A 20,460-nucleotide genomic window follows, 5' to 3' on the forward strand; every position below is an offset into this window, starting at 1 on the left:
TTTATAAGTACTGTTAATTTTGAAATAAAAAATAAACTTAATTATGAAATATATTCGGCCAACTCATTGGGTAGATATAGAAAAGCAAGATGGCTTATTATTTTTTGCTCAGATATTAAATGAAACCCTTTTTGATTATACACTTCCAACATACAAGCCTCAGGCTCTAAATGTACGTTTATTATGTGTAGAGGCTATTCAAACTATTGAAAATATAAATAAAGGGCTTATTAAAAAACCGAATATAGATTCAATAATAGAGGAACTAATATGGAGCCTGAATATTGACTCTGTTTCAAGATATCTGTTAGGAGATAGATTTGAGGAAATTATAAAGAGAATAAATAATGACAAAAATAATTTAATTAAATTAAAGGAGATTATAATTTTATTATATCACTTTTTTGATAATCGAAAATATTTAAAAAATATTGAACAAGTTTTAATTGAACTTATTCCTGAAGGGAAAGAAAAAGATAAAATATATTATTTGACAAAAAATTTAATAACCGAATATATTAATTATGGATATACTACTGGTTTTATTTATCATATGAGTAATCGACATTATTTTAATAACAAAAGACCAGTAACAGAAATAGATCCACAAAGCTTTTTTGACTTATTTTCATTTACAAAAAAATCATTTACGGTTATTTATAAAGTTAGTAAGCTATTTTATGAATTCAAAAAAGTAAGTGATTATTTTAATTTTGAAATATTAGATAATTATCCAGTTGAAAGGTTAGATGAAGAAGCTAAAAGGTTTATAGCAAATAAGAAAGATACTGAAGTATTTATCGTTTTTGAAGATATTGAAGCACTTGATAACAATGTTGCAAGAATAATTACCGAAAAAATATTATCTAATATTGGAAGTCTATTTTCCTTTTATCATCATAAAGAACCATTGTATATTAATGATTTAGCATTGGTGTTTAATAATACAGACTCTTATACTGTTATTATAGAAGAACCGATTAAATCTATAATAAAAAAATCAGATACAAAGCCACGAATTGCATCAAATAAAGTGAAAGAATTATTGACTAACTTAAATTTACCATCTACAACTAGTTATCGGATAATTCGTGCGATTAATTTGCATAGTATCGCATTAACGACAGAAGAATTAGAAAATAAATTAGTAAATATATGGACTGCAATTGAAACTTTAATACCTAAGGATACTGAATATGGTTCAGATAGAATTGTTCATATAATAGATAGTTTATTACCTTTTCAAACTTATAAATATCTCAATCAATTGATAGAACAACTAGGGCGTGATTTTTTATTCTATAATAGAAATATTTCAAATAAGTTATTAAAAAAGATTCATACAATAAACGATCAAGAGAGTGATATTGGCAGATTATCAGCACTAATTATGACAGCTGAAAATGAAGATATACGTACAGAATTGTATGGTTTATTAAAAAACTATCCTCTTTTAAGATGGAGAGTATTTACGCTAAACAAAAAATTATCGAACGGAAAAAATATAAAGAAAATGCTTGATAATCATCAACAAAGGATTAAATGGCAGGTAAGACGAATTTATAGAGTTCGAAATCTTATTGTTCATTCTGGTAGAATGCCATCTTATACTAATATATTGGTTGAAAACTTGCATAATTATTTTGATGATCTACTTAACTATGTTATAGATAATTCGATAGCTGAAAAAAGAATAAAATCAATAAATGAAGCTATTATTGATTGTAATATTTATTCTTCAAGGTTGTTTACAGTCTTGGATAAAATGAAAAATGATGAAATTTCATTAGCTAATTATAAGAATATTATAAATTAAGGTTTTATATAAGCTGTTAGAAATAAAATGTACTTTTAATAAAATAGTTGTATTTGCATAACTACAGATCTGTAGTTTTTGTTATGGTTTAGAACAGTGTAAATCTTATGGATTATTACATTAATCGATTATAATTAAAAAGGAACTTAATCGTTTAGGGAAATCCTCGATTAAGTTCCTTTCTTATAATAAAGCAATTTGCTATTTAATCAAATTCTTTTTTCAGTTGTTCTACCCAGTTTTTTATACGATCATTTGTCAGTTTCGACTGGTTTTCTTTATCTATAGCTAATCCTACAAACTTGTGATCTCTCAGGGCTCGTGACATTTCAAAATCATAACCCTCGATAGATGTAAAGCCAACTATTTTAGCTCCAACAGACTCGAATGTCTCAGCCAAAATACCTATTCCGTCAACAAAGTTTTCTGGATACCTCACCTGATCTCCAAGTCCAAAAATGGCAACTTTCTTGCCCTTTAGATTCAAAGCCTCCAGTTCGGGTCTTACTTCATCCCAATGATTGGGTAGCTCTCCATCGAACCATGTTGCTACTCCTACAATGATATTGTCATAACTTTCAAAATCCTTTTTCCATGCATCTTCAACTGATAGAAGGTCAACTTTATCACTACCAAAAGCCTCTTTGATCTTTTTAGCGATAGAGGCTGTCTTGGTTGTAGTTGTTCCGTAAAACAATCCTATTTTCTTCATTGCATATATAGTGTTTTTTGTTATTTAAAATTCAAGTAATTTTTTAGCAGCTTCGTAGATTTTATCCACATTCGGAAGTACAGCTTTTTCTAGTATCGGATTGAAGCCTACAGGCGTGAAAGTAGAACCTACACGTTGTACCGGCGCATCCAGATACTGGAACATTTCTGAACCAATTATTGCTGCAATTTCTCCTCCAAGACCTGCAAACACCTTGTCTTCATGTACAATGAGTGCTTTACTTGTTTTCTTTACCGATTCGAAGATAGTCTCTTTGTCCAACGGAACCAAAGATCGTAGGTCGATTACTTCTACATCCCAATCTTCTTTAGCTAAACGTTCTGCTACAGAAAGACTGAGCAACGTTGTGTTTCCATACGTGAAAAGGCTTAGATCCTTTCCGGGACGGCGAACACGAGCCTTGCCAAAAGGTACTTCAAAATCGTCAGGAATAACTGTTGCTGCATCTACAGAGTTGTATAAGGCTTTTGGCTCTAAGAACACAGTTAAACCTTCCGAGCGTAAGCTTGTACGCAACAGACCTGCTGCATCGTCTGCAAAAGAAGGATAAACGATTCTGCATCCCGGCAATGTTGCCAATGCTGCTTCAATATTCTGAGAGTGGTACATTCCACCTCCGATATATCCACCCGATGCAAGTCGCAAAGTGATGTTCGGTGAAAATTGACCGTTACTGCGCCAATAATCGTGTGTACATTCTACAAATTGTTCCATAGCCGGCCAGAAATAATCGGCAAACTCAGCACCTTCTATAACAACACGTATCTTCGGGTCGAAACGGCTCATGCCATTTGCTGTTCCCACGATAAAGTCTTCTGCAATAGGAGCGTTGAAAATACGTTTTTCTCCAAACTCTTGTTGCATACCTTTCGACACGTTGAATACTCCCCCTTTGTCTTTGTTTGCAACATCCTGCCCCCACAAGAAAGTGTCGGGATTGCGTCTAAACTCAGCTTTGAGCGTTTCGTTAATAGCTGTTACCAGATTTTTCTTTTCGCCTTCTTCATTATGAGTTCCATCCACATACTTTTCAGGTTTATATGGTTCCGGTATAACGAAATCGAATATAGATTTAGGATCGGGATCGGGTGCAGCTAAAGCTTTTTTGTTAGCGGCACTCACTTCTTTCTTTACTTCGGCTTCTATGGCTTGCAATTCTTCTTCCGTAAAGCGTTTGTAGCGTAACAGCATCCGACGGAATTTATGCAAAGGATCGGCTTCTTTTACATATTTCAATTCGTTTTCATCACGATACAGAGTATGCTTGTCCGAGTTGGAGTGTGAGCCGATGCGTACACAATTGGCATGCATCAATACCGGTTTCTGATTTGCAATAGCATATTCGCGTGCTTCGGCCATTGCATTCATCGAGTCGAAAACATCCTTACCGTTGCAATACATTATTTTCAGGTTTTTTATCCCTGAATAATTATCTACGGCTTTTCTGTTTGCTGTCTGATCCTTTTTAGGGACTGATATACCATAACCGTTATCCTGTATTACAAATATTACAGGCAGTTCTTCTTTCGATGCTCCGTTTATTGCTTCAAAAACATAGCCTTCCGACATGGCGGATTCTCCGTGCGATGTGATGGCTACACCCTTTTTCTCATAATATTTTATGGCACGGGCTACTCCTACGGCATGTAGATCGTGATTACCTGTGGCAGAAGATACGTTCTCTATATTCCATTCAGGTTTGGCAAAGTGGTTCGACATGTGTCGTCCGCCACTTGCCGGATCTGTTGCTTTCGAAATACCGTTCAGTATCAGCTCTTCAGCAGTAAGACCTGCAGAAAGAACAGTTAGCATATCACGGTAATAAGGGAACATGAAGTCTTCTCCTTTAGTAAATACTTGCCCTACTGCAAGCTGAATGCCATCGTGTCCTGCATAAGGAGCATGGTACGACCATCCGAGAGATTGTAGCAAATAGGCCGGGGCTTTTTCGTCGATAGCCCGTCCTAATGTCATCAGGTGATACCACTTTTTTAGAGTTTCTTTATCTGTTGTTTTAATATCATATTTTTTCATATCTGTTTTTCTGTTTTGAGTTACGTTAGGCATTCCAGTTTTCCAAATATTCGGCTATGCGGTACAAGAAGTTCCCTCCTAGCATACCGTCTACCACACGGTGGTCGTACGATAATGAAAGGTACATCTTGTGTCTGATAGCGATAACATCCCCTTCGGGAGTCTCTACTACTACAGGTTTCTTCTCAATGATGCCTACACCAAGTATTGCTACTTCTGGTTGGTTGATAATCGGAGTACCAAACAAGCTCTTGAATGAACCAAAGTTGGTAATAGTGAATGTTCCGCCTTGAATTTCATCCGGCGACAATTTATTGGCACGAGCCTTGTTTGCCATATTATTCACTGCTACAGCCAAGCCACTTAAACTTAATTTATCCGCATCTTTGATAACTGGAACAATCAGATTTCCATCATTTAGAGAAACAGCAACACCAATGTTGATACGTTTTTTCTCTATAATGTTATATCCGTCAACAGAAGAGTTGATACGAGGGAAATCCTTCAATGCTTTTGCTGTTGCTTCAACTATCGGCGACATATATGTGAGGCTTACACCTTCGCGTTTCTTGAAAGTATCCTTGTTTTGTTCACGCCAGTTTACTAGTTTGGTTACGTCTACTTCTATCACATTGGTAACATGCGGAGATATTTTTTTAGAAGCAACCATTCGGTCGGCTATAATACGACGTATGGCATCCATCGGAATCACCTGATCCCCATCTGTAACCTGTACAGGTGCTGTCTTTGGTGCGCTTTCTTGTGATGGTGCCGGAGCTGCAGGTGTAGAGGTTTTTGCAGCCGGTGCCGGTGTTGTTGATACACCTTTTTTCTTATTATCTATGTATAGCTCAATATCACGTTTGCTGAGGCGTCCTTCGTAACCTGTTCCGGGTACAGAGTCGAGTTCACTTTGACTGATTCCCGCGTCTTTCGCTTTCTGTAGAACAACAGGTGAATACCATCTGTCTGCTGTGCCTTTACTTACTTTTTCTTCCGATACTTTCGCAGGTGCGGCCGGAGTTGCTTTTTCTTCAGCTTTAGCAGGAGCAGAAGCCGGTGTCGGTTCTTCTTGTTTTGCAGCTTCAGTACTTGCTTCTTCTTCGCCTTCTTCACCTTCCAGTTCAACGATAGCAACAACAGTACCTACTGATACTGTATCTCCTTCTTTGAATAATATTTCAAGAATTTTACCTGATACAGGAGATGGAATTTCCGCACTGACTTTTGCTGTATTTACTTCAAACAGAATGTCATCTTCATTGATTGTATCCCCAACTTTGATAGACCACGAAATGATAGTCCCTTCGGTTATACTTTCGCCCAACTTGGGCATTTTAATTTCAAATTTTGCCATGGTTTATATTGTATTATATTTTATAGTAATTTCTTTTAAATTATAGATTGAAATGCTTGTTCCGAGACCTTGGGTTTTTTTCCTTCATAATTCCATTCATCTGTTCCATACTTCTCATTCACCAGTTTCCTTATATTTAAAACATCTTCACTCGTGAATTGATAAATAGAATTTCCCTCTTTCTCATTCATGAAATAAGCCATGATATAATCTTTGAAACGATTTATATTTAATGGCTTATCTATATGATTCAGGATGTTCGTAACCGGACTTTTTACCGACTTGACATAAATCCGCTTATCGACTTTGTTTTCCAGTTGTTTCGGATCACTTTCTAGCGTAGTAGTGAGCCTGTTGAGGTCGGATGAAAAAAGTAATGTCGCATGAAACATAACCCTGTCTTTGTGTACACATTGCGCACTGCCCGATATTTTGAGTCCATCAATGTTTATAGCCAAGCGGGTGTCTACCTCAGCTTGGATGCCCAAAGTGGATAAAAGCAGAACTATTCTTTCTGTGAATAGGTGAAAGCCTATGCCTTTATTGTTCTCTATAAAGGTCAGGTTCAGATTACCCAGATCATGGAATACCGTTCCACCTCCCGATGAGCGTCGTGCTACTTTGATATTATTCCTTTGTATAAAGTCGAGATTAACCTCGGCCAATACATTTTGATACTTGCCTATAACCACTGACGGTTCATTCTGGTATAACATGAAAAATTCTTCTGAGAAATTTTTCAGAAGATACTCTTCACTGGCCATATTGAACCATGCGTCGGTATATGTATTGTTAATACAAAGCATTTTGTTAAGAGAATAAAGTCTCGTGTATAATTTCGCCTACAGTAGGATGCGGATATACATGTTTACGGAATTCTTCTACAGTGTTACCGTTTTCTATCGCAATTCCTGCCAGCAGTATTAATTCTGATACAGGATTGCCAAGCATGTGGCATCCTATAATGCGATCGCTATCGTCTACTATTATTTTACAGAGTCCGCTTCCGGTCTCATTTTCTGCAATAAATCGCCCGGAATAGGCCATCGGCAGTTTGAGCACACGGAAAGGTTCACCCTTTGCTGTCAGTTCTTCCTCTGTCTTTCCTACTCCTGCTATCTCGGGATTTGTATAAACTACACTTGGGATAGCCTTATAACTCATTTTGTCATCTTCGCCAAGGATATGGCTGATAGCTACTTCTCCTTCTCTGATAGCGGTATGAGCCAGTAACGAAAAGCCGGTAATATCTCCTGCGGCATACACACGAGGATGGCTGGTTTGCATATACTCATTAACCTTCACTCCGTTTTTGAGAAGCTCAATATTTAACGACTCCAGCCCAAATCCCGTGGTAATAGCTCTACGACCCACACTTACCAGTATTTTTTCGGATTCAATTGTTTGAGTCTTTCCATTTTTCTCTACAACTACACCTTTCTTGGTAACTTCTGTAACTTTGGTATTCAGATGGAATTTAATTCCTCTCTTTGCATAATCGCTGCGAAGCATGGCTGATGTTTCTTTATCCATTACTCCGAGTATTTCAGGCATCATTTCTATAACATTGACTTCTACGCCCATGCTATTAAAGAAAGATGCAAATTCGATACCAATAACACCTCCACCAATGATTGCGAGTGATTTTGGTAAGTCTCCAAACTCTAAGGCTTCTTTTGATGTCCAATAATCTACTTCAGACAAGCCTTTTATTGGAGGTATAACCGTTTCGGAACCTGTGCATAATAGCAAGTATTTTACTGAATAGGTTTCCTTCCCACTCGAAATGTTGATCTTATTATCCTTCTCCCCGGTGATGGTTGCTGTGTCTTTGACTACAGTAACACCGTATGATGATAATTTAAAGCTGACTCCCGCCGTTAACTTTTTCACGACTTTATCCTTTCTGTCAATTATTTTTGATACATCGAAAGAAGGGGCATTGTCTAATGTAATTCCGTATTTGCTTGCATTTTTTATGCTATCCAGTGTTTTAGCCGAATATAAAAGTGTCTTTGTGGGGATACATCCTTCGTTGAGACATACACCTCCGATGTATTTCTTCTCAAAAAGGACAGTTTTTAATCCGTTCGATGCAGCTATTTCGGCTGCATTATACCCTGCCGGACCTCCACCGATAATTGCGATATCAAATTCCATAGTCTATCTATTGATTGTTAGTTGTCAAAAAAGTTCGTTTTGTAATGTGTATATTACACATCACCCTATAAACAAATGAGGAGAAGATAAGTTTTATCGATTTTGACTATTACTCTTATAGATAATCAATATGAGGTGTTTTTATGAGAAAAAAATGGCTTCTGCACTTAGTTCTAGGATTGTAGGAGTATGGATTAAATGTGTTTAATTCTATCTTTTTAATGTTTTTTTACTTTTCTCGAATAAAAGAATAAATATGCGAAACTGTATTTTTTGAGAATATTCTTATGAGTTTTATAAAATCAACCTAAAATGATAAAATAAAAAGAGGCTATTCCAATCGGAATAGCCTCATATTATCTGTCTGCTGTATGTACTCTTATCCGTTTACTTTTTTCATTGCAGCGATAGAATCCAATACTTTGCAAGAGAATCCCCATTCGTTATCGTACCAGGCTACTACTTTTACAAAAGTAGGACTAAGCATAATCCCTGCTTTTTCGTCAAAAATAGCAGTGTTCGGATTACCTATCATATCAGATGATACAACTTCGTCGGCGGTATATGCCAAATAACCCTTTAATGATCCTTCCGAAGCCTCTTTCATTTCTTTACAAATTTCTTCGTAAGAAGTCGGCTTAGACAGACGTGCAGTTAGGTCGACAACAGACACATCAAGAGTTGGCACACGGAAAGACATACCGGTTAGTTTTCCGTTGAGTTCAGGAATCACTTTTCCTACTGCCTTTGCCGCTCCTGTAGTTGAAGGTATAATATTACCTGAAGCAGCACGTCCTCCTCTCCAGTCTTTTAGCGATGGTCCGTCTACTGTTTTTTGAGTGGCAGTGGTTGAGTGTATAGTACTCATCAACGCTTCTTCTATGCCGAACTTATCGTTCAATACCTTGGCTACCAATGCCAGACAGTTAGTGGTACATGATGCATTGGATATAAACTGAGTACCTTTTACATACTTGTCGTCATTTACTCCCGGAACAAACATTGGAGTATCATCTTTGGATGGGCCCGACATAATTACATATTTTGCACCTGCTGCAATATGTGCTTGCGCTTTCTCCTTCGTAAGGAATAACCCTGTAGATTCTACTATATATTCGGCCTCAACCTCATTCCATTTTAGGTTAGCAGGATCTTTTTCTGCTGAGATGCGGATTGTATTTCCATTGACAATAAGTTTGCCGTCTTTTGTCTCAATTGATCCATCAAATTGTCCGTGAATGCTATCATATTTGAGCATATAAGCTATATATTCAACATCCATCAAATCGTTGATACCAACTATCTGTATATCACTTCTGCTTTGAGCAGCTCTAAACACCAAACGTCCGATACGTCCAAAACCATTAATACCTACTTTAATTGCTTTCATAATGAATTGGTTTTTAAATGATAAAATATCTTGTTCTTTTTAGTACTACAAAGATACATTATAATATCTTTGTCTGAAATGACAAAAAATATGCAAATCCTGCCAAGTCGGATTGGTTTTGATAAATAATACTTATTTTTAGATTCTAAAATATAGAAACAGATGAGTAAACAGTTAAAAATAAGGCATATTGTGTTTCTGGTTCCTCCCAATTCTACTCTGCTGACTATGGTTGGCCCATTGGAGGTATTTACCAAAGCAATCGAACAGTTTGATCTGGTAGATAAGAATATTGATTTCACGTATCAGACGCATGTCGTAGCTATGGGTAAGGAGAGGCAGATCGATACATCTTCGGGCTTATCGATATTAAGTGAAGGATGCTATACCGAGATAGATTATCCGATTGACACGCTGATTGTAACAGGGCTGGCTCGCCATCTTGAAGATAACCTGAAGGATGAGATGATAGAATGGGTAAGAGATCAGGCAAAAACGACCCGCCGGATGTGTTCGGTCTGTTCGGGTGCTTTTATTCTTGCCGAAGCAGGATTGCTGGATGGGAAAAAAGCAACTGCCCATTGGTCGAGAAATGAAGCGTTGGAACAGATGTATCCTTTAGTAAATGTGCAGATAGCACGTATTTTTATTAAGGATGGAAATATTTATACAGCGGCAGGTATTACCTCCGGTATGGATTTAGCTTTGGCTCTCATCGAAGAAGATCTGGGACAGTCGTTTGCTCTGCATATCGCTCGCTGGTTGGTCTTGTATCTCAAACGCCCCGGCAATCAGGCACAATTCAGCTCATACTTAGATTCTAAATTGATCGGAAACCCAACTATCCGAAGGGTTTGCGAATGGATACTTGAACACCTGAGAGAAGACATTACGGTAGAGAAAATGGCAGAATATGCGGCAATGAGCCCTCGTAATTTTGCTCGTGTCTTTGTGCGTGAACTACGGGTAACCCCAGCGAAATTTATCAACAAACTGCGTGTAGAAAATGCCAGTCAACATCTTATCGAAACACAATTATCTCTTGACGAAATAGCCGATAACTGCGGACTAAAGACAGGTGAAAATCTTCGCCGTCAGTTTATAAGCTTTATGGAGATTACTCCGGCTCAATATCGGAAAAGCTTCCGATCTTCTTGGGCAGACGTTGCTGTGTAATAGATATTGAAGATTTATTGAATCCCTATGGACAGAAGGTTTATAGGGATTTTTATTTTTAGAAAGGATAGTCCATTGCATTAATTGTCGAATCCTGTTTTAGTCCTTAGTATGTTGTTTTAGAGAATTGGCAAATGAAGAAAATGTACTATTCTTTTGCACAAACTTTCGGTTGTGAATTTTGCCTATATAATTCTGATTTTAATTATTATTTTTGCTATACTTCGTTATCTTTGTAATACATATGGTGAATTCCATCTATTTTTTTGTGCCTGTCATCGGGTGAATATGACATAATGATATTTAGCCCAGGTATTCTTAAATCGAAATATTATCAATTTATTTTATATCATGAAAACAAATAGGAGAGACTTTTTTAAAATTTTAGGAAGCGCAGCTGCTCTTACTATTATTCCTCGTCATGTGATGGGTAGAGGCTATATTGCTCCCAGCGATCAGTTGACTAAGGGAATTATAGGAACAGGCAGCATGGGGCGTGGTCATGTGAATTATGCAGGCACAAGGTTGGTTGCCGTATGTGATGTGGATAAGAAACATCTGGAGCTGGGAAAACACCTTGTAACTGATAATATTGCAGCATATCACGATTTCCGCGATTTGATATTAGACAAAAATGTTGACATTGTTCATATAGCAACACCTCCCCATTGGCATGGTATAATGTCTGTAGAGGCGGCCAAGGCCGGAAAAGATATTTGGTGCGAGAAACCCATGACCCGTACCATAGGAGAAGGAAAACGTGTGATGGAGGCCGTTAAGCAATACGGTTCAAAGTTTCGTTTGAATACATGGTTTCGTTTCGCTGATAATTTTTATGGATTGGGAACACCTGTTCGCCCGCTAAAGAAGTTGGTGCAGAGCGGTATGCTGGGTTGGCCATTAAAGGTTACGATCAGCAGGCATACAGGTTTCGACTGGAAATTCTACTGGGTAGGAAAAGAAAACCTTCAGCCGGAGGCTATTCCTGCCGAGCTTGATTACGATATGTGGCTTGGCCCTGCGCCGTACAAACCTTATAATAGCCATCGTGTGCACCAAACATTCCGTGGGTATTGGGATTACGACGGAGGCGGTTTGGGAGATATGGGACAGCACTATATCGATCCTGTACAATATTTCCTTGGTAAAGATCATACCAGCCCGGTGAAAGTGGAAGTAGATGCACCACAACAACATCCCGATGCAGTAGGTACGTGGCGCTCTATCACATATACTTACGATGATGGTTGCCAGATCGTACTGTGGGGTGATGATTATGGAGATCCTAATACGCCGTATATATCAGGGCCAAACGGTAATGTTTATAAAAATTTTGTTTGTGATATACCCTATTGGGAAAAGAAACTAGCTGCCTATCCGGAGCCCGAAGAACAGGTTACAGATTTCATAGAAAGCGTGAAAACCCGCAAGCAGTTTGCCCTTAACGAGCAGAATGGCTTTCGCTCGTCTACAATAGTAAATATGGGAACTGTGGCGTTGAGGCTAAACCGTACGCTGCATTTTGATCCCGTAAAACTTGAGTTTGTGAATGATGATGCGGCTAACCGTTTGCTTGACCAACCAATGCGTGCCCCTTGGAATATTTAACCTGTACTATCAAAAACAAACAAGATAACAATATAATCATGAAAAAAATATACTCTTTATTAGGCGTATTTCTGTTTTGTTCAGTGATGATATTTGCACAATATCCGACAAACAGAACGGCTAAAACTATTGTTGCTGATGTTTTGGCACAAATGCCGGCTCAGCAAACCGAACAATATTATACCCAGATAAAAGACTTGGCTTCTACAGGAGAAGAAGGTGTCTTGCTGTTGGTAAAGATGATGAATCCTTTGGGCAAAGGTGCTAACTCGCAAGTAGAATTTGCATTAAGCGGACTTTCTCACTATGTTTCTGCCGAAGGAATGGGCGATAAAAGACAAGTGGTGGCTGATGCTTATATCAAGGCCCTTGATATGGTAAGTGATCGTGAGATCAAAGCTTTTATTATCAGACAACTTGAGTTGATAGGCAAGGATGAGGCTGTTGCTAAACTGGCTACATACCTCAACGATGATTCTCTCTGTGGCCCTGCCGCCGCAGCTCTATCAGAGATTAACACGCCGTTGTCGCAAAAAGCGTTGTTGAATGCTTTAAGTGCTTCTGTCGACGATAAGTCTTCGGAAAGTATTATTCTGGCATTAGCTAAGTTGAAAGTAACCGATGCAGAAAATCCACTGAGGCGATTGTTAGATACCAACGATACTAACAAAAAGAAAACTGTATTGTATGCATTAAGTCAACTCGGATCAAAGGCTTCTTTACAGGATTTAGCCCTAGCAGCCGAGAAAGATAATTATACGATGGGTAAAAGTGGTGCTAACGAAGCCTATATTGCCCTCATCAAACGTGTACTGACTCAAGGGGATAAAAAAGAGGCAGAAAAAGCAGCCGCGGACCTGATGAAAAAAGCAGAAAAAGCAGGGCAAACACAGACCCGTGCAGCAGCATTGCAAATATTGATGGAAGCGAAACCTGCAAATGCCTTGCAGCAACTGCAAAGTGCACTGAAAGACGACAGTCGTAATTACAGATATGCTGCATTGACATACGCATCTGACTATGCAGATAGCAAAATGTATGCGGAGTTGATCAAATCATTGAAAAAAGCAAAATCTGATGCACAGTTGGATATTCTCAACTGGCTCGGGCAGGAATGCGAATCGCAAAATAAGCGAAACGAAATAAATCCTTTGATCATAGAACCTGCAATTGGATTTTTGACGGCAGGTAGCGTTGATATGAAAAAATCGGCAGCAAATATACTGGCTAAGACTGCAGACCCGAAGGCGATAGCAGCTCTTGCTTATTTATTGAACGATGCCGATCCTAAAACGGTAGCAATAGCCAAAAACGCATTATCTGTTACAAATGGAGATATTGCTTCTGCCGTTGTTCCTGTGATATCAGGAGCAAACGCAGCCGGCAAAGTTGCCGGATTGCAATTGTTGGCTGAGCGCAAATCTTCGGCTAATATAGCTACAGTACTCGAACAGATAAATTCGACATCGCCGGATGTGCAGACTGCTGCATATACAGCTCTCAAAGATGTGGTTTCGGCTGAAAACCTAAACCAATTGTATGCTCTTCTAGAGGCGGCTTCTTCAGAAAATGTTCCTTTTGTTCAGCAGGCGATTGCAAGTGCTCTCCAGTCCTATCCAAAGGAAAAACAATATGATGTCATCATGGCTCGTATGGGGCAGGTAGGCAGCGATAAACAGTATTTATATTATCCTGTGCTATCAAAGACGGGTGATGAAAAAGCATTGAGCTTTATTGTAGATCGTTTCAACAAAGAAAGTGGAGTGGCAAAGGATGCCGCTTTTCAGGCATTATCAGATTCGAAAGATACTGGTGCTGCGGCTGAGTTACTTGCTATTTGCAAAAACAGAGCGGATATCCTGTATTTCGACAGGGCAATTAACCGATATATACAATTAGTGGCTAATCCTAAGCTTACAGGAGAAAACAGGCGTTTGCTTCTTACCGATGCTTTGGAAATAGCACGCACTGATGTGCAAAAGAATAGTATTTTGTCTCAATTAGGTAATACAGGTTCTTATCTGGCTTTGCTATGTGCAGGACAATATCTGGACAGTAAGCCTTTGCAACAGGCTGCAGCAGATGCTGTGGCTAAAATAGCTTTAGGCAATAAAAATTATACAGGCAAAGTGGTAGAGGAACTGTTGAACAAGGTAATAGATGTATTGAGCAATGCTGATGCAGATTACCAAAAACAGGCTATCCGCAAGCATCTGAATGAAATGCCGAAAGAAGAAGGCTTTGTTTCTATTTTCAACGGGAAAGACTTAGATGGATGGAAAGGCATTGTAGAAAATCCGATAGCCCGTGCAAAAATGAAACCTGCTGTGTTGGCTAAAAAACAACAAGCAGCCGATAAGGTAGCAGCAGAACATTGGAAAGCTGAAAATGGAATTCTTGCCTTCGACGGAAAAGGAGGAGATAACCTTTGCACTGTGAAGCAGTATGGCGACTTTGAAATGTATGTTGACTGGAATCTCGATCCTGCGGGGCCTGAGGCAGATGCCGGAATTTATTTGAGGGGAGTTCCTCAAGTGCAGATATGGGATGTGTCGCGTGTAAATGTAGGAGCACAAGTAGGATCGGGCGGATTGTATAATAATGAGAAAAATCTGAAAGACCCATTGACTCTCGCTGATAATAAATTGGGAGAATGGAATACGTTTTATATTAAAATGGTAGGAGACCGTGTTACTGTAAAATTGAATGGAGTGCTGGTCGTAGATAATGTGATTCTTGAGAACTACTGGGATCGTAGCCAGCCGATTTCGCCTATCGAGCAGATAGAACTGCAAGCTCATGGTAGCAAAGTATATTATCGTAATATATATGTCAAAGAATTGGAAAGGGCTAAGCCTTTTGAGCTATCGGCAGACGAGAAAAAGGAAGGATTCAAGATTCTGTTTGATGGTACAAATATCCACCAGTGGACAGGTAATACAACCGATTACCAATTGCAGGACGGTTGTATTGCCCTCGATCCGAAAGGTGGTCATGGTGGAAATCTTTACACTAAAGATGAGTTTGCAAACTTTATATACCGTTTCGAGTTTCAACTTACTCCTGCCGCTAACAACGGGGTAGGTATCCGTACACCGATGGGGGTAGATGCAGCGTACGACGGCATGGAAATCCAGATATTAGATCATGATAATCCTGTTTATAAAGATATCACTCCATTGCAAGTGCATGGCTCGGTGTATGGCATAATAGGAGCAAAACGTGCTAAGTTCAGACCGATGGGTGAATGGAACGAGGAAGAGATAATCGCAAATGGTAATCATATAAAGGTAACGCTCAACGGAGAGGTTATTCTGGATGGAGATATCAAGGAAGCAACCAAGAATGGAACAGCAGACGGACACCAGCATCCGGGGTTATTCAATCCGAAGGGACATATAGGCTTCTTGGGACATGGTTCGCCGGTTAAGTTTAGAAATATAAGGATTAAAGAACTGAAATAAGCTTTTTGATAGCGTCAAAGTAAGAGGCTGCCGGAGGAATGTTTTTCATCATCTCTCTGTCATGTTGAACGAAGTGAAACATCTCGTATCTGAATAGTCGAGATTCTTCATTTCATTCAGAATGACAAAGAGGGTAATTCAATTGAGAAAAACATTCCTCCGGCAGTCTCTTTTGTATTTAAGTTTTTCAAAATTATCTTATATATAGGCTTTTAGCCCTGAAAGAGGGTAGGGGAAAGTGACAGGTTAAAAGAGCTGCTAAAAGTGTCACTTTTGTCACCTTTTAGGGGTTAAGTAGCTGTGATGTAGTGTAATGTAGTTTTGTGAAATAGTCACCTTTTGTATCTTGGTTGGTTTTACATATTTATTATGTCTATCTTTGCAGCTATTTTGTAAAAATCATGGTAATTGAAGTATTTGAAAAAGAAATAAGAGACATAAACGATACACCGATTGTACAACAAACAGCCTTTTGGTCTGAGGTGAAGAGTCATCAGGGGTTGGGAACCAAAGCTTTCGACTTTAAGGTAAAGAATAGAGATATATACACAAATGTAGGAGGACACTCATATACCAATGCTGATGTACTAGTACTACAAAAGCCTTTAAACTCGGAATATAGCATGGCCTATGTGCCTTATGGCCCCGAGATAGAGCCGTCTGAGGAATTTCAAGGGCGATTTTTGGAGGAGTTGTCTGAAATAATACGTTCTCATTTGCCTAAGAGTTGTATAGCTATCCGCTACGATCTCAACTGGCAATCGCACTGGTGCGACGAGAGCAACTATGATGACCAGGGAGTATGGATTGGGCCTCCTGAAAAAAAATATCAGGAGTTTCAGCTAAACTATGGTACTGTAGAGTGGAATCTGAGGAAGAGCAATTCCGATATTTTACCATCTACTACTATATATCTTGATCTGAGCCTCTCGGAAGATGAGATTCTGATGCAAATGAAACCAAAGACACGTTACAATATACGTCTGGCCGAGAAAAAAGGTATCCGTGTCAATCGTGTGGGGTTGGATAAGATATCTATTTGGTACGATCTGTATAAAGAGACTGCTTTACGAAACGGGCTATATATAAATGATATAGAGTATTTCACTTCGGTATTGACTGCAAAAGCAGATGATACCGCATCTCCGGCTCGGGTCGAACTCCTATTAGCAGAGCACGAAGGAGAGCCTTTGGCTGCTATATTCCTGGTAATGTCGGGGCATAGAGGGACATATCTATATGGGGCATCATCTTCTCGCAAGAGAAACTATATGCCGACTTACGCACTCCAGTTGGAAGCTATAAAAATAGCGAAGGAATATGGTTGTACCGAGTACGATATGTTTGGTGTTTCGCCGGGACCTGATCATTCACACCCCATGTATGGACTCTATCAGTTCAAGACCGGATTTGGAGGAGAGCTGTTTCATCATCTGGGCTGCTGGGACTATCTGCTGGATGAAGAAAACTACCGCTATCTTTTGATCAGCGAGATGAATGCACAAGGCTACTATTTGTCTTGACATTCTGTAATTATTCCTATTTAAGGGTAAAGATATCTAATATAGATTAGTTTCTTCTCGTATTGTTTCAGATGTGAGGAGTGTTATTTTGTATCTTTATATTTATTCAAAAAATAAAAAAGGATTACTATGTTTACCATTTTTGAGGCTTATCCTTGGCTATTGCCTGTGATGATTTTCTTTGGCCGTATATGTGATGTGACACTGGGTACATTGCGTATCATCTTTGTATCGAAAGGTGAAAAATATAAAGCACCGATTGTCGGCTTTTTTGAGGTGTTTATCTGGGTTGTTATTATTTCTCAGATATTCTCCCAAGCCAATAGCCTGATCGCTTATATTGCTTATGCTGCCGGTTATGCCGCCGGTAATTATGTTGGTATCTTGGTTGAGAACAGGATTGCCTTTGGGTATCAGTTATTGCGTGTATACACAAAAAAAGAAGCATTGGAACTTATAAAAGTGCTGAACAGCAAGGATATCGGTGCTACCTTTGTGAAAGGAGAAGGAGCTGTATCTCAGGTTCATATTGTGGAGATCGTCATAGGACGAAAATCGTTGAATGAAGTTATTGGTATAATCTCTGATTTTGATTCGAAGGTTTTCTATCTGGTTGAAGATATCAGATATAAGAAAGAGGGGATATTTACATTGAAAAACTTTGTGAGGAAGTAAAATAAAAAAGCCTGCCGATAAGATAATCGACAGGCTTAGTAATGTAGTGAAAACTAAGACTCCATTACAAGTCTAATTCTTTATATAGCGAAGTGTCTCCTTCGGCTTGGATAACGACGGTGCTACAGATTCATCCGCAGTTCCCCATGATTTGTTCGGGTTGCTACCCAATACAAACTTAATGTCGGCTCCGTTCTTTATATCGTCGTAAGTAATATATGTCTTGTTATACTCCTTTCCATTGAGGAACATAGCCTGTATATAGACGTTTTGCTTACTGTAATTTTCGGTGGTCATGGATATCTTCTTTCCATTTGCCAATGTAAGCTCTACAGCTTCCAGTCCCGGAGAACCTATAGCATAGATGTTGCTTGAGGGGCATGTAGGATAGAATCCCATACAGTTGAAGATATACCATGCCGACATTTGTCCGCAATCATCATTTCCACTTAGAGCATCAGGCTTATTGCCGTAGAAAGTATCGAGTACATAGCGTATCTTTTCCTGTGCTTTCCACGGTTGTTTGATATAGTTGTAGAGGTATATTATCTGGTGACAAGGTTCATTGCCATGCCAGTATGCACCAATTCGTCCTTGAATGTCATGCGCTCCCGGGATATCATCAGGCAGTTCCATTGTGAACATAGAGTCGAGACGTTGTTCAAATACATCACTACCCATCTCGTTTATATATCCTTGTACATCCTGAGGTACATACCATGTATATTGATAGGTAAAACCTTCGGTAATGTCTCCCCAGCCATGAACAGAACCCGGACCTGTATAGGCTACAGCATCAAATGGTGTTCGCCAGTTGCCATGAGAGTCGCGTCCTCTCATAAACTTGCTTTCCGGATCTATCAGGTTTTGATAAGATAGAGAACGATTGAGGAAATATTTATAGTCTTCTTCCTTTCCTAGTTTCTTGGCAGCTATAGCGACGCAATAGTCGTCATAGGCATATTCCAATGTCTTAGAAACAGACTCACGCTCTTTGTCGAAAGGTACCCAACCCATAGCTGTATATTCGGGTAAACAATCGTAATGAGGGTTCATCGCTGTGGTTTTCATCGCTTCATACGCACGCTCGTAATCAAAGCCCTTGATGTCTTTTACTATAGCATCGGCAATAACCGACACCCCATGATAGCCTATCATACACCATGTTTCATTTCCGTAGAAAGACCAGATAGGTAACATGTGCTCTACACTCTGGTCGTAATGAGCCAGCATAGAGTTGATCATGTTTGCATTTCTGTCAGGGTTCGTCAGGTTCAACAGAGGGTGCTGAGCTCGGTATGTATCCCATAATGAGAACACGGTATAGTTTGTAAACTTGCTATCGGTATTACGAATATTCGAATCGTGTGCCCTGTATTTTCCATCTATATCTTCATATACAAAAGGATGTAGCGAGGCATGATATACAGAGGTATAGAATGTTTCCAGTTGCTCTTTGGTTCCTTTTACTTTGTACTTGTTTAGTTCTTTAGCCCAAAGTATTTCTCCCTTCTTTCTGAGGCTGTCAAAGTTCTGATTATCCAGTTCTTCCAGATTGGCATACGCTCCTGATGTGCCGGTAGAAGAGATAGCAACTTTTACTTCTATCTCAGCTCCTTGCGCAGCATCAAAATCAAGCCATCCCATAATCTTAGTTCCATAGGCTACTTTATCGCTACGGAAACGTTTTGTATCATAGATTACAGGTTTACCGTCTTGCATGATCCCTGAGCGTTTGAATGGCTTGGAGAACTGTGCTACAAAATAAACATAGCGTTCGGGTCCCCATCCATTAACCAGCTTAAATCCGCAGATGGTTGAGTCATTTTCTATTCTAAATTGAGACCATGCTGTTTTAAACCATTGTACATGATCCATATCTATCATCACAAAAGCACTATCTGTTTTTGGATATGTGAATTTGAATATTCCGGATCGGATGCCGGAAGTCATTTCAGCTTTCACGTCATAGTCTAATAGGTCTACAGCATAATAATTGGGTGATGCCCATTCTTTATCATGGCTGTATCGTGATCGGTATCCTTCATCGGGGTTCTCGTGTGTTCCCGCAGTATATTTCTTTGTGCCTGTGCCAGGGATAAATAAGAAGTCACCCAGATCGGGGATTCCTGTACCACTAAGATGTGTAAGGCTGAATCCCATTATTGTCATATGGTTATATTTATAGCCCGCTGCAGCATCGTAATAGTCACAATCGGTATCGGGACTTATTTGTATTCCTCCAAATGGAATCTGAGCTCCCGGGTATACGTTACCAAATCCGGATGTACCAACAAAAGGGTTGACATAGGTATTTAATGTCATATTAATAGCCATGTCCTCCGTTGGTGTCTTCTGACTACATGATAAGACTGTGAAATGTATAATAAGAATGGCAGCGGCCCGAAACAGTTTATTCATAATCTTTGTAATAAAATTGAGAGTTTGTTTGCTATGGAGTTTAGGTAAGTATTGTCCCAAACTCCAGACCTAGCAAACGGAATAAATAGATGACTCTTATCTT

13 protein-coding genes are annotated in these 20,460 nt (G+C 39.0%); 6 read left to right on the top strand and 7 right to left on the bottom strand.

What is annotated here, in order from left to right:
- The first annotated feature begins 43 nt into the window (after positions 1-43).
- Positions 44-1,816 carry a HEPN domain-containing protein gene (locus HMPREF9456_RS04555; protein WP_006842292.1) on the top strand — a complete coding sequence of 591 codons (1,773 nt, stop codon included), beginning with the start codon at positions 44-46 and terminating at the stop codon, positions 1,814-1,816.
- Positions 1,817-2,021: 205 nt separating this feature from the next.
- Here HMPREF9456_RS04555 and HMPREF9456_RS04560 read toward each other — a convergent pair whose 3' ends face one another.
- From HMPREF9456_RS04560 to gap, 6 genes are all read right to left on the bottom strand, one after another.
- On the bottom strand, positions 2,022-2,528 hold the full coding sequence (locus tag HMPREF9456_RS04560) for a flavodoxin (RefSeq protein ID WP_006842293.1): 507 nt from the start codon (positions 2,526-2,528) through the stop codon (positions 2,022-2,024).
- A gap of 24 nt (positions 2,529-2,552) precedes the next feature.
- Positions 2,553-4,583, bottom strand: a complete 2,031-nt coding sequence (locus HMPREF9456_RS04565) for an alpha-ketoacid dehydrogenase subunit alpha/beta (RefSeq protein WP_006842294.1) — start codon at positions 4,581-4,583, stop codon at positions 2,553-2,555.
- A 25-nt stretch (positions 4,584-4,608) separates the two neighbouring features.
- A complete protein-coding gene (locus tag HMPREF9456_RS04570; RefSeq protein WP_006842295.1) occupies positions 4,609-5,940 on the bottom strand; it encodes a dihydrolipoamide acetyltransferase family protein in 1,332 nt (443 codons plus the stop codon).
- Between the two features lie 35 nt (positions 5,941-5,975).
- Positions 5,976-6,746, bottom strand: a complete 771-nt coding sequence (locus tag HMPREF9456_RS04575; protein WP_006842296.1) for a lipoate--protein ligase family protein — start codon at positions 6,744-6,746, stop codon at positions 5,976-5,978.
- Positions 6,747-6,750: 4 nt separating this feature from the next.
- Complete coding sequence (gene lpdA / locus HMPREF9456_RS04580; RefSeq protein WP_006842297.1) at positions 6,751-8,100, bottom strand: dihydrolipoyl dehydrogenase; 1,350 nt, start codon at positions 8,098-8,100, stop codon at positions 6,751-6,753.
- Positions 8,101-8,479: 379 nt separating this feature from the next.
- A complete protein-coding gene (gap, locus tag HMPREF9456_RS04585) occupies positions 8,480-9,490 on the bottom strand; it encodes a type I glyceraldehyde-3-phosphate dehydrogenase (RefSeq protein WP_006842298.1) in 1,011 nt (336 codons plus the stop codon).
- Positions 9,491-9,652: 162 nt separating this feature from the next.
- On the opposite strand from gap, the gene HMPREF9456_RS04590 reads away from it, so the two are divergent.
- The 5 genes from HMPREF9456_RS04590 to HMPREF9456_RS04610 all read left to right on the top strand — a co-directional run bounded on the left by HMPREF9456_RS04590 (position 9,653) and on the right by HMPREF9456_RS04610 (position 17,936).
- A complete protein-coding gene (locus HMPREF9456_RS04590; protein WP_006842299.1) occupies positions 9,653-10,666 on the top strand; it encodes a GlxA family transcriptional regulator in 1,014 nt (337 codons plus the stop codon).
- 351 nt (positions 10,667-11,017) lie between these two features.
- Positions 11,018-12,274 (top strand): Gfo/Idh/MocA family oxidoreductase, encoded by a 1,257-nt coding sequence (locus tag HMPREF9456_RS04595; protein WP_006842300.1) that lies wholly within the window; start codon positions 11,018-11,020, stop codon positions 12,272-12,274.
- Positions 12,275-12,312: 38 nt separating this feature from the next.
- Positions 12,313-15,738: a DUF1080 domain-containing protein gene (locus HMPREF9456_RS04600; RefSeq protein WP_006842301.1), complete on the top strand. Its 3,426-nt coding sequence runs from the start codon at positions 12,313-12,315 to the stop codon at positions 15,736-15,738.
- 401 nt (positions 15,739-16,139) lie between these two features.
- On the top strand, positions 16,140-17,261 hold the full coding sequence (locus HMPREF9456_RS04605; protein ID WP_006842302.1) for a lipid II:glycine glycyltransferase FemX: 1,122 nt from the start codon (positions 16,140-16,142) through the stop codon (positions 17,259-17,261).
- A 129-nt stretch (positions 17,262-17,390) separates the two neighbouring features.
- Positions 17,391-17,936: a DUF2179 domain-containing protein gene (locus tag HMPREF9456_RS04610; RefSeq protein WP_006842303.1), complete on the top strand. Its 546-nt coding sequence runs from the start codon at positions 17,391-17,393 to the stop codon at positions 17,934-17,936.
- Between the two features lie 72 nt (positions 17,937-18,008).
- Here HMPREF9456_RS04610 and HMPREF9456_RS04615 read toward each other — a convergent pair whose 3' ends face one another.
- On the bottom strand, positions 18,009-20,357 hold the full coding sequence (locus HMPREF9456_RS04615; protein WP_006842304.1) for a GH92 family glycosyl hydrolase: 2,349 nt from the start codon (positions 20,355-20,357) through the stop codon (positions 18,009-18,011).
- Positions 20,358-20,460: the final 103 nt, after the last annotated feature.

It is taken from the genome of Dysgonomonas mossii DSM 22836 (genome assembly GCF_000213575.1).
Lineage (GTDB): Bacteria > Bacteroidota > Bacteroidia > Bacteroidales > Dysgonomonadaceae > Dysgonomonas > Dysgonomonas mossii.